The 11,413-nt window shown below is 54.4% G+C and carries 12 protein-coding genes; 2 read left to right on the top strand and 10 right to left on the bottom strand.

What is annotated here, in order from left to right; genetic code table 11:
• Positions 1-24: 24 nt before the first annotated feature.
• The 4 genes from ispG to WG31_RS06155 all read right to left on the bottom strand — a co-directional run bounded on the left by ispG (position 25) and on the right by WG31_RS06155 (position 4,917).
• The gene (gene ispG, locus WG31_RS06170) at positions 25-1,185 is read right to left on the bottom strand and encodes a flavodoxin-dependent (E)-4-hydroxy-3-methylbut-2-enyl-diphosphate synthase (protein ID WP_003623480.1); all 1,161 of its coding nucleotides are present in this window, start codon (positions 1,183-1,185) and stop codon (positions 25-27) included.
• Positions 1,186-1,321: 136 nt separating this feature from the next.
• Complete coding sequence (locus WG31_RS06165; protein ID WP_209439374.1) at positions 1,322-2,596, bottom strand: helix-turn-helix domain-containing protein; 1,275 nt, start codon at positions 2,594-2,596, stop codon at positions 1,322-1,324.
• On the bottom strand, positions 2,589-3,671 hold the full coding sequence (locus WG31_RS06160) for an NAD(P)H-dependent flavin oxidoreductase (protein ID WP_193562022.1): 1,083 nt from the start codon (positions 3,669-3,671) through the stop codon (positions 2,589-2,591). The genes WG31_RS06165 and WG31_RS06160 overlap by 8 nt, the downstream gene beginning before the upstream one ends.
• The gene (locus tag WG31_RS06155; protein WP_035351732.1) at positions 3,664-4,917 is read right to left on the bottom strand and encodes an aspartate kinase; all 1,254 of its coding nucleotides are present in this window, start codon (positions 4,915-4,917) and stop codon (positions 3,664-3,666) included. Before WG31_RS06155 ends, WG31_RS06160 begins: the two co-directional genes overlap by 8 nt.
• 172 nt (positions 4,918-5,089) lie before the next feature.
• Here WG31_RS06155 and ubiG point away from each other — a divergent pair, with 172 nt between their 5' ends.
• The gene (ubiG, locus tag WG31_RS06150) at positions 5,090-5,830 is read left to right on the top strand and encodes a bifunctional 2-polyprenyl-6-hydroxyphenol methylase/3-demethylubiquinol 3-O-methyltransferase UbiG (RefSeq protein WP_006115201.1); all 741 of its coding nucleotides are present in this window, start codon (positions 5,090-5,092) and stop codon (positions 5,828-5,830) included.
• 54 nt (positions 5,831-5,884) lie between these two features.
• Here ubiG and WG31_RS06145 read toward each other — a convergent pair whose 3' ends face one another.
• The 5 genes from WG31_RS06145 to WG31_RS06125 all read right to left on the bottom strand — a co-directional run bounded on the left by WG31_RS06145 (position 5,885) and on the right by WG31_RS06125 (position 9,409).
• Positions 5,885-7,147, bottom strand: coding sequence for a lactonase family protein (locus WG31_RS06145; protein ID WP_063353953.1), 1,263 nt, complete (start codon positions 7,145-7,147; stop codon positions 5,885-5,887).
• 31 nt (positions 7,148-7,178) lie between these two features.
• Entirely contained in the window at positions 7,179-7,691 is a 513-nt protein-coding gene (locus tag WG31_RS06140) for a DUF2147 domain-containing protein (RefSeq protein WP_063353952.1), read from the bottom strand.
• Between the two features lie 131 nt (positions 7,692-7,822).
• Positions 7,823-8,305 (bottom strand): DUF1178 family protein, encoded by a 483-nt coding sequence (locus WG31_RS06135; protein ID WP_063353951.1) that lies wholly within the window; start codon positions 8,303-8,305, stop codon positions 7,823-7,825.
• A 20-nt stretch (positions 8,306-8,325) separates the two neighbouring features.
• Positions 8,326-8,592 carry a glutaredoxin 3 gene (grxC, locus tag WG31_RS06130; protein ID WP_035351735.1) on the bottom strand — a complete coding sequence of 89 codons (267 nt, stop codon included), beginning with the start codon at positions 8,590-8,592 and terminating at the stop codon, positions 8,326-8,328.
• A 49-nt stretch (positions 8,593-8,641) separates the two neighbouring features.
• Positions 8,642-9,409 (bottom strand): ComF family protein, encoded by a 768-nt coding sequence (locus WG31_RS06125; protein ID WP_063353950.1) that lies wholly within the window; start codon positions 9,407-9,409, stop codon positions 8,642-8,644.
• Positions 9,410-9,481: 72 nt separating this feature from the next.
• Here WG31_RS06125 and WG31_RS06120 point away from each other — a divergent pair, with 72 nt between their 5' ends.
• Positions 9,482-10,357, top strand: a complete 876-nt coding sequence (locus WG31_RS06120) for a methyltransferase domain-containing protein (protein WP_063354893.1) — start codon at positions 9,482-9,484, stop codon at positions 10,355-10,357.
• Between the two features lie 12 nt (positions 10,358-10,369).
• Here the strand turns inward: WG31_RS06120 and moaA are convergent, their stop codons facing one another.
• Complete coding sequence (moaA, locus tag WG31_RS06115) at positions 10,370-11,386, bottom strand: GTP 3',8-cyclase MoaA (protein ID WP_063353949.1); 1,017 nt, start codon at positions 11,384-11,386, stop codon at positions 10,370-10,372.
• Positions 11,387-11,413 lie beyond the last annotated feature (27 nt).

The raw sequence follows: 11,413 nt of genomic DNA, 5'->3' as shown, positions 1-11,413 counted from the left end.
AAGCAGAGGAAGAAAGTTGAATGCTTAGTTGGCAGATGCCATGTCTGGCAGTTCCTGCGCTTTACCTTCCTGCTTTTCCTTGGCTTCTTCTGCCTGAATAGCAGCAACGCGCTCTTCTACCAGTTCCACAACATGTTCGATCATGTCTGCCGCAGGCACGGTATGATCCTGCTTGCCACCGGCATACACCATGTGGCGGCCAGAGCCACCGCCGGTTACGCCCAGATCGGTCAGCAGGGCTTCACCCGGGCCGTTCACCACACACCCGATGATGGATAGGGTAAGTGGGGTTTTAATATGTGCCAGCCGATCTTCCAGCGTCTGCACCGTTTCCACCACGTTAAAGCCCTGACGCGCGCAGGACGGGCAGGAAATAATCTTAACACCACGGTGGCGTAGGCCGAGGGACTTAAGAATATCCCAACCCACCAGCACTTCTTCTTCCGGCGCAGCGGAAAGAGAAACACGCATGGTATCACCCACACCGGCCCACAGCAGGTTGCCCAGACCAATGGAGGATTTTACGGTGCCAGCACGCTTGCTGCCTGCTTCTGTAATGCCAATGTGCAGCGGGTAATCGCAAGCATCTGCCAGTTGCTGATACGCGGCCACCGCCATGAACACATCTGATGCCTTCACGCTGATCTTGAATTCACGGAAATCATGATCTTCCAGAATTTTAGCGTGTTCCAGAGCGCTTTCCACCAGTGCATCTGGGTTAGGCTCACCATATTTTTCAAGCAGATGCTTTTCCAGTGATCCGGCGTTCACACCAATACGGATGGAACAGCCGTAATCCTTAGCGGCCTTAACCACTTCACGCACACGCTCGGCGCTGCCGATGTTGCCTGGGTTGATACGCAGGCAGGCAGCACCTGCCTTTGCAGCTTCAATAGCGCGTTTGTAGTGGAAGTGAATATCGGCCACGATAGGCACGTTCACTTCCTTTACAATTTCTTCCAGCGCCTTGGTGCTTTCCTCATCCGGGCAGGACACACGCACAATATCCACACCCGCCATTTCTGCACGACGAATCTGCTCGATTGTTGCCTGTGCATCAGTCGTGAGGGTGTTGGTCATGGTCTGGACGGAAATCGGCGCATCACCACCGACGGCTACCTTGCCGACATGGATCTGCCGAGATTTCCGACGCTCGATATGCTGGTAAGGCCGGTAGCCGCTCATTTTACATCCTTTTGTCGAAAACGACAGTTGAGGGAAGCTGCCGTGTTCGGCCACACGGCGTTCTCCATTGCGTTTGGTGTTTTCCTGCCAAAATCAAGGCCATTTGGCTACACATAATACGCGCGAGGGTGCCATTCTAGTGTGAACCCATGCCCTGAAGCTGGCGCGCATTCAAATCATCAGCGCTTGGTTCTGCTTGCACAGGCGCGGCCCGATGGCGTGTGCGAGGTGCAGTTTCCTTGGGCTTAAGCGCCTGTTCCGAGGCTGCCAGATCTGTCTGCGCATCTGTTGGTATCTCTGATACCGTATTGGGCGCAGGGGCTGCAACATCTGCATGCATCGGCGGTGTGGCAACGTTATTTTGCACGGCAGGTGCGGCCAATATACCATCACGCACACTTTGCGGTGTTAGCAGCATTTTGCGGCGTACAGCACCGTTGCGCCCTAAAGGCGCTGTCAGCACATCCCCCATACGCAAAACAATGCCACCCGCATTGCCTACGGTCAGGCTATAGGGGCCACCCTCAACCGGCACATTCCATTCCTCATCGGGTTGTAAAATGTGATCGTAAACAACCTTGCCGTTGGCATCCTTCACCTGCACCCAACTGGCGGCAAGCGCCTTCAGCACGATCTGATTATCAGCAACCGCCTCAGAAGGAGCCGCTGGCGTTGCAGCAGGTAGCATTTGCGCGTTGGGCTGTTGGGGATTTTGTGCAGATGTTGCACCAATATCACCAACTGGCTGCGTTGCTTCCGATGCTACGGTACCTTCAGGCAAAGCATTCCCCGCACTTTGCGCGTTCGATGCCGGTTCAGAGCCTGATGGCTTAGGCTGTGCAGAGGAGGGCAAAGGTGCTGGAACAGCACTTTTATCCGGCAAAATGGAAGCCACTTGCGGAGAAGGCGCATTATGGGTCTGCTCACCAGGCAGAAGGCTTGCCACTGGCGGCACACGCTCCGGAGCAGGTGGCGTGTGCCCTGTAAAGTAATACCACCCCACATAGCTGGCCAGAATAACAGCAAGCCCAAGAGAAATGGACACAGCCGGAGGAATACGCCGATCTGGCGGCGGATCTGGAAACACAAGTTCTGGCTGCCGAATAGCGTTGCGCGCTTCCTGCCTGTAACGCTCCACCATAGGGTTTGGATCAAACCCCAAAGCCTGCGCATAGGCCCGTAAAAACCCAAGCGTATATACTTCCGCCGGAAGCACATCCGCTTTTCCGGTTTCCAGCGCATCCAGATATGCATCTCGGATGCGCAGATACGCGGCAACATCATCCAAGGACCAGCCAAGCTGTTCGCGGCGTTTGCGCAGTGCGCCCCCTACCCCGTATGTACCAATATCGGGGAGCGGAGGCAGAGCAGCCGGCTGCTCCTGTTCAGAACTTGGGGCGTTTTCAGCCATCAGCATCCATGCGGCGTTGTTGACGGATCAGCGCTATCACGGCCTGATCTATCAGGTCAGCAATAATCTGGGCCACCGGCTGCACAGATTTTACCATGCCAACAGATTGCCCGGCCATAACAGAGCCTTCTTCTACATCTCCATCAATAACCGCACGCCGCAAGGCACCCGCCCAGAAATGTTCGATTTCCAGTTGTGCATCTTCACGCGTGAGATCACCCGCCTGAAAGCGGCGGATAACATCGGCCTGATGCGCCACAAATTTACGCCCGCCCTCATTGCTGATGGCCCGCACCGGAATAACCGGAAAGCGTTCATCAAGCTGAACCGAGGTCGTAGCATCACGCGCATTGGCCCGCACAAAAGCTTTTTTAAAGTTTTCGTGGGCAATGCTTTCCTCTGCCGCAGCAAAACGTGTACCAAACTGGCCACCAGCAGCGCCCTGCTCCAAATAGGAAACAAGCGCATCACCACGACCAAGGCCGCCAGCCACAAAAACCGGCACGTTCTGGATATGCGGCAGAATTTCCTGCGCCAGCACAGTCAGGGAAACGGGGCCGATATGACCACCTGCTTCTGCACCTTCAATGACCAGCGCATCCACACCCATCTTGATCAGCCGCTTGGCCAACACCAATGCAGGGGCAAAGCCAATAACCTTGGCACCACCATCCTTGGCGGCCTTAATGGCGGCGCTGGGCGGGATACCACCTGCCAGCACAATATGGCCCACCTTGGCATCCAGACACACCTGCACCAGCTCATCCAACTGAGGGTGCATGGTAATCAGATTTACGCCAAAAGGGCGATCTGTCAGCGCACGGGTGGCGGCAATTTCCTCAGCCAAACGGGCTGGTTCCATAGCACCACAGGCAATCACACCAAACCCACCTGCATTGGAAATGGCGGATACAAGGTGGCGTTCACTCACCCAAGACATTGCCCCAGCCAAAATAGCATAAGGCGTGCCCAGAAAATCCGCCCCCCTTTGCCACAACTTATCCAACCGCGTGCGGGCGCGCTGCCATTCTTCAGACGTTGGAGCGGGATTCAGGCTGCTTGCAATATCAGACATCATCAAGACCATAGGCCGTGTGCAGCGCACGCACTGCCAGTTCGGCATATTCTGCGGCTACCAGCACGGAAACCTTGATTTCACTGGTAGAGATGGCCTGAATGTTGATGGAGCGTTCAGACAGCGTGCGGAACATGGTGCTGGCAACACCTGCATGGGAACGCATGCCACTGCCCACCACACTCACCTTTACGATATCCGGGTCTGTTTGCAGTTCTTCATACTGCACAGCGCCGCGCACGCTTTCCAGAATGCTGATAGCGCGTGGCAGATCGGTCTTGCTGGTGGTGAAGGTCATGTTTGTGGTGCCATCTGCGCCGGTGCTCTGCACAATCATGTCCACATTCACATTGGCTTCGCTCAATGGGCCAAAAATTGCCGCCGCAATGCCCGGACGGTCAGGAATACGCCGAACCGACAGTTTGGCTTCATCACGGGAGTAGGCAATGCCGGTGACCAGTTTCTTTTCCACGATTTCGTCCTCATCCACCACCATAGAGCCGGGAAGGTGACCTTCCGTAACTGCGGGGCCATCTTCAAAGCTGGAAAGCACCTGCACACGCACACGCTCGCGCATGGCAAGGCCTACACTGCGTGTTTGCAGCACCTTGGCGCCAACAGATGCCAGCTCCAGCATTTCTTCATACGTAATTTTGTCCAGCTTGCGCGCCTTGGGCACGATTCTGGGGTCTGTGGTGTAAATACCGTCCACGTCCGTGTAGATATCGCACCGATCCGCCTTAATGGCAGCGGCAAGCGCCACGGCAGATGTATCTGAGCCACCGCGCCCCAACGTGGTTACGCGGCCATCCGGCCCAACACCCTGAAAGCCTGCCACAACCGGCACCATACCATCGGCCATGCTGCCCAGCAGACGCGCGCCATCTATCGAATCGAGGCTGGCCTTGCCGTGCAGGGAATCCGTAAGAATGGGCACCTGCCACCCGGCAAAGGAGCGCGAAGGCACGCCAAGCTTTTGCAAGGCAATGGCCAGCAAACCACTGGTTACCTGCTCACCCGTTGCCACAACGGCATCGTATTCGCGCGCATCATACAAAGGAGAAAGAGACTGACAGAACCCAACCAGCCGGTTGGTTTCTCCTGCCATGGCTGAAACAACCACCAGCACATCGCAGCCTGCGTCTTTCTGTTTTTTGACGCGCTCGGCCACGGCTCTGATACGGTCAAGATCCCCCACGGATGTCCCGCCGAATTTCATGACGATCCGGGGTGCGGAACCGGACATAGCTTTATTCTCCACCAAACAGGCCGTAAAACGCATTGCACCAGCCCTTCCCGCCACCTGCATAGCGGAAAAGACGCATGGGAACGGTTGCGCTGCTTCACAAGCCGCGTCACATACCTCTCCCGGCCCCCTTTCGTCCAGCGGGGAGACCAGCAGGAAAGGAATTTGTTGTATGCACGCCACCCGAGAGGAAGCGCCTTCCTCTGTTTCTTCCGAGGAAATTGCCCGCTTTAGTGCTCTGGCAGACAAGTGGTGGGATCCAACAGGCCCCATGCGCCCCCTTCATGCCATGAACGGCCTGCGGATTGAATGGGCCAGCCGCCACCTGCCCCTGCGTGGCCGCAAATCACGCAAGCCGCATGTGCTGGATATTGGCTGTGGCGCGGGGCTGGCTAGTGAAGCCCTGGCAAAAGCCGGATATAACGTATTGGGGCTGGATGCATCGGCCAATGGTATTGCCGCTGCACAGGCGCATCTGGAAGCCAACCCGCTTCCTGCCGGTTCTGGCACGCTCCATTATCGCCAAGGCAGCGCGGAAGAACTGGTGGCCGAACACGCCAAGTTTGATGCTGTAATGGCTTTAGAAATTATAGAGCATGTGACTGATCCTGAAGCATTTATGGTTATGCTGGCTCAACTTGTAGATGCCAATGGCACAATCATTGTTTCTACCATGAACCGCACCCTGCGCTCCTTGGCTGTCGGCAAGATTGGGGCGGAATATTTGCTGCGCCTGCTACCTGTTGGCACACACGAATGGCGCAAGTTTATCCAGCCTTCCGAACTGGGGCGCTATGCCCGCGCCGCTGGCCTGCGGATGGTTGCCATTTCTGGCATGGCCCCCGGCATTGGCAGCTGGAAAGAAACGCAGGACTTGGGCATTAACTACATCGCTGCCTTCAAAAAAGACTGATATAGAATTTACCTTTAATATCAGTGTGTTTCTGACGCTTTCTTACACAATATGTTAAGCAGGAAGCGTCAGAAACTCAAAGCAGGTTGGGCTGCCAATGGGTGTAAAATCCCACGTAAAGCCAATCTTGCCGGTGGTTTTATCTACCCGGAAAGATGTAATGGAATCACTCCGCTGGTTGGCCACGTATAAATAGCTGCCAGTAGGATCAAATTTGAGCGCCCGCCCGTAATCGGCATGTGTCCAGATTTCATCCACCAATGTTAGGCCACCATCCTGCGCCACCTGAAACACAGCCAGAGAATCGCCCAAGCGGTTAGAGACGTAAAGAAAATGCTCATCGGGTGAGAACAGAATGCCCGCAGCCAGCGTGCTCCCCCGGAAGTGTGCGGTTAAGCTACTTACGGCCTGTTGCGGTGCAATATCTCCTGTTTTGGCATCAAAATTTGCCACCACAACTTTGGAATCCTGTTCGCACAGAATGTACAGCCGCGCGCCATCCGCAGAAAACTGAAAATGCCGCGGGGCGGAGCCCGCTGTCATGGTGGTAAACGGCTTTTTGGCCGGGAACAGACGCCCCGTATCCAGATTGATCCCATACACATACATTCTATCCAACCCGGCATCTGCCACTGCCACAAAGCGGCCGGATGGGTCTGCATGGATCATATGTGGGTGAGAGCCTGAGTGGTCACTTATTGCAAAGTTACCCGGCGGATTATCCGAAGCCCGATCTGGCATACGTGGGCCAGTATTGTGGATGAGAGTTGTCATCGGCCCCAAGGAACCATCTTTTTGCACGCGCAACAGTGCAAAATTCCCACCCGTATAGTTGGCCACCATAACGTATTTACCAGAGGGATGGACGCTCAGATGCGCCGGATCTGCCCCACCAGAAGAAACGGTATTCAGCTTTGTTAACGCGCCCGTGCCATGATCTACCGAAAAAGCCGTGACGGCTCCGGTGTTTTTTCCTTCAAAATCATTGATTTCGTTAACGGCGTAAAGAAAACGCTTATCCGGAGAAAATGCGATAAAAGAAGGGCTGGCAACATCTGTAAATGTATTCAGATGGTTGAGAGAACCTGTTTTACGGTTCATTTCAAAAACCGTAATGCCATCCCCATTGCCACCCGGCGGCCCGTGCTGCGTATAGCCGCCTACATAACATAAAATACGCTCTGGCGATGGTGGCGTTGCGGCATCCTGTGTATCGGTTACAGGCGTGTTATCGTCTGCCCGCACATAGGTGCTTCCCAAAAAACCACACGCCAGACCACCCAGCCCGAAAGCACGACGCGAAAACGAGCCGCTCATAATCCTGTTTTTCTCCTTAATGCGCGTATGCTCAGGGCATCTTGCAGACAGGCCCCATTGGCGGGCCGGAATACCGTGTCCATGTCTGGGTTTCACCAAAAATGGGCAGGCCTAAATAACCGCGCAGTTTCAGCACACCAGACTGGGGAGACCAGATCCGAGCGTCATACTTATGGCCACTATCGGGGTCCAGAATATTCCCTTCCCACTTGTTTTTTTCATCTTTCAGCGGACGAAAATCCGTTAGCATCAAGAGGTTACACTCGGTTTTTCCATCATGCCCCTTGGGAACATTCGTGCCATCGTAGCGTAAGCCAATCAATCGACCGCAAACAGTTTCCCCACATTTTTCAATCTTAAAAACGCCGTCATGGTCTTGGCTCAGCCAGTAACCCATCAGGCTGCTTTCATCCCCCAAGGCAACAGAATCTGCCATGGCAGGCTGAGAGATTGCAGGAAGCAGCGCGGCAGATATGCCTAATACGGACGAAAGAAAAAAAGCCCTAATTCCGGTTTGAGCGCCGCGCGCCATGAAGTTTTTCATGCTCTCTTTCTCCTTCGCCCAGCCCTGTTGCCAACATATAATTTTTACGTAACCGGCTGGTTTGCCCTGTTAATTTGGGCACCGTAACCCCTGCCTGCCACCCCCAATACTGTTCCGACAACCCAGAAAAATTAGCTGTCGGTCTTGCGTACCCACGGAAGCGGCAGCACATCAACCCCTTCATCTTCCAGCATTTCGCGCTCTGATGCCGTCATATCTCCATAGATACTGCGTTCTGGCGCTTCTCCATAATGAATACGCAGGGCTTCATCCGCAAAATTGGAACCTACGTTTTCGCAGTTTTCTTCCACCGCGGCTCTGATCTGGCGCAAAGCGCTTATCAGATTATCTGACACTACGGGTTCTAACTGTTGCGGTGCAGGCGGCGCTTCGGGTTGTTGTGACATTGCTTCGGGTTTGGAAGGTTCCTTTTGTTTCAGATGCGAGCGACCCTTTACAATAGCGGGTGCCATAAGGGCCTGCTCTACCTTAGCCGTGCCACAAATGGCGCAGCTCAACAGGTTTTCCTGCTTCAGGCGTGCAAAAGCGGTGCTATCCCGATACCAGCCTTCAAACGTATGCCCATTTGCACAACAGAGCTGATAACAGATCATCCGCTTTTACCTCCTACCTTTCAGTTTTCACCCAAGCCCAGAGCTGCATCCAGCTTGCCTTGGCGCTCTAGTGACATCAGATCATCACATCCGCCCAAGCACCGATCTCCTACAAAAACCTGCGGTACAGTTGTGCTGCCACCAGAGCGGCGGATGGCATCTTCACGTGCTTGCGTGCCACGAGGAGCGTTAATTTCCTTGAACGGCACCTTTTTGCGTTCCAGCAATGTAACGGCCCGCATGCAAAAAGGGCATCCCGGCTGCGTGTAAATTTCGATTTCAGGCATAAACATTTTCCTTCTGTGTTTTGGTAAGTCCGGTTTTTACACCGCACATCTATTCTGGAAGGTTTATATCAACTTCTGGCCGCGCAGGCACCAGCCCCGCCACTAAAAGACTGACATCCAGCACCCCGGCCTGCCTTAATGCCTGCACACAGGCCGTAGCTGTAGCGCCTGTTGTGAGCATATCATCCACCAACACAACAGAACGTCCGTGCAGTTTTTGCTGCCATTTGGGCCTAAATGTAATGGCGCTTTGCATTTCCTGCTGCCGTTCCTTGCGGGAAAATCCAGCTAATTTTGTTGTGGCGCGCGTACGCACAAGGGCATCAGGCAGCACCTGTAAATGCTTTACGCGCGCCACCTCAGCCGCCAGCAGTGCCGCCTGATTGTAACGACGCCGGAGCAGCCGCCACCTATGCACAGGCACGGGCACCAGCAACACATCTGGCCGCAGAATATCTTGCCCTATCTGCATCATACGTTGCGCCAGAAAACGAGCGTTTTCTGTTCTATCTGCATACTTTAGCTGTAAAATGAGATCTCTGGCGGCCGCCGTATAAACAAAAGCCGCCCGCGCATGTTGCCATGCAGGATGCTGCTGCTCACACGCAGCGCACAACCCCGTATGCCCCAAACTTTCCTGCGAGGGCTGAGGCGCTGCACAAGCATCACAAAATGGGCGGCTAATTGATTGTAGGCGACCAAAGCAGGAAACGCAGGCTGCCCCCTGCTGCGCCACGTCTGCCCCACATAATATGCAACTTGGCGGATACAAAATATCCATCAAAACCGCGCCCAGTTTGTGTATTTTCACTTGCATTTCATGGGTTCACACAAAATTTCCCGGCCTCTATCCTTGGCAAACCGCAGGGAAGCACGCACATGTTCTAAAATGGATGTGCCCGTAATTTTTGATCGCAAAGCTGTAAGGCTGCACCGTGAACGTGCAGCCCGCACCCAGCACGCCACTGCCCCCATATTGGAAGCGGCAGCAGATATTCTGCTGGATCGGCTGGATGATGTCATGCGTTCATTTTCCAGCGCACTGGATATTGGGGGCCGGGGCATTATCTGCCAAGGGCTGAAACGCAGAAATATTCCAACCATTACCTGCGATCTTTCAGAAGCACAGGCACGTTGCGCATCCACCCCAAGCCTTTGCGCTGATGAAGAACGCCTCCCTTTTGCCCCCGGCAGTTTTGATCTGGTGATTGCCAGCCTTTCCCTCCATTGGGTGAATGATCTGCCGGGTTTATTCCACCAAATCCGCTCTATTCTGCGGCCTGATGGGCTCTTTTTGGCCAGTATTCCCATTTTACCTACGTTACGGCCTTTGCGGCAGGCGTTGGAAATGGCTGAACTGGCATTAAGCGATGGTGTTTCACCCCGCGTATCACCCTTACCCACGCAACAAAGCTGTGTCTCGTTACTTCAGCGGGCCGGGTTTGCGTTGCCGGTGGTGGATACAGAAACGCTGGAACTGCGTTACCGCTCCTTACGGGCATTGATGGCAGATTTACGCGCTGCGGGAGAAACCAATGCGCTTGCCCTACGCTCTCGCATCATTCCGCCACGCTTACTGTTTCCTGCCGCTGCGCATGAACTAGAGGATGAAAAAGCAGAAAGCTTCTGCATGCCATTGCATATGGCAATACTTGCTGCGTGGTCTCCCTCTGGCAATCAGCCGCAACCGCTTACACCGGGGCAATTTACACATTCGTTGCATGATGTGCTGCAACAGCAGCCCCATCCTTTAACCAAACCATAAGCAAACAGGTTTCTACCCGCCCGTAACGCTCATATGCCGTTGGGGGCCAGAAACATCAGCTTCCGATGCGCCAAGCAGGAAATCATGCCCTTTAGGTTTACGGGCGATAGCATCCTGAATAGCTTTTTCCAGTGCAGCATCATTGGCGCCAGCCCGCATCAGACTGCGCAAATCTGCGCCATCCTCCTGCCCCAAGCAGGTATAAAGCCGACCTGTGCAGGACAACCGCACCCGGTTGCATGTTGCACAAAAATTATGGCTCATCGGGGTAATCAACCCCAACCTTCTGCCGGTTTCTCCCACCCGCAAGTAACGGGCCGGGCCGCCGGTAACATCCGGAATGGGCGTAAGCGTCCAACGCTTGGATAAATCAGCTTTTACATCCAGCAATGGCAGATAGCGAGATGTGCGATCTTCCCCCGTGTCTCCCATTGGCATGGTTTCAATCAGGCACAAATCTGCGCCTATTTCCCCACACCATGCCAGCAGCGTATCAAATTCATCATCATTCACACCGGCCATAGCAACGGTGTTGATACGCAGCGCCAGCCCGACATCTCGCGCTGCACGTATGCCTTCTAATGTAGCCGCCAGTTTGCCCCGGCGGGTTATTTGCGCAAACCGAGCTTCATCCAATGTATCCAAACTTACATTCACACGCCGCACACCTGCATCAAACAAGGTTTGCGCATACTGGGCCAAGTGGCTGCCATTGGTTGTAAGAGTGAGCTCTTCCAACTGGCCCCGATTATCTGAATGCTTGAGCCATGTGCCCAGTTCCTGAAAAAACGGGCCAATATCACGGCGCACCAAAGGCTCTCCGCCTGTTATACGCAGGCGGCGCACACCGTGCTGCACAAACACACGGCATAGGCGCAACAGTTCATCGTAATCCAGAACATCTGAGCGCGGCAGAAATGTCATGCGTTCGGCCATGCAGTATGTGCACCGCATGTCGCACCGGTCTGTTACCGATACACGCAGGTAAGAAATCCGCCGCCCGGCAGGGTCCGTTAAAGAGGACAACATTGGTTCTCTATATCAGAAACCAACCCC

The organism is Acetobacter oryzifermentans, assembly GCF_001628715.1.
Classification (GTDB): Bacteria; Pseudomonadota; Alphaproteobacteria; order Acetobacterales; family Acetobacteraceae; genus Acetobacter; species Acetobacter oryzifermentans.
The sequence above is the reverse complement of the archived record's forward strand: the minus strand, read 5'-3'. Positions and strand labels throughout refer to the sequence as shown.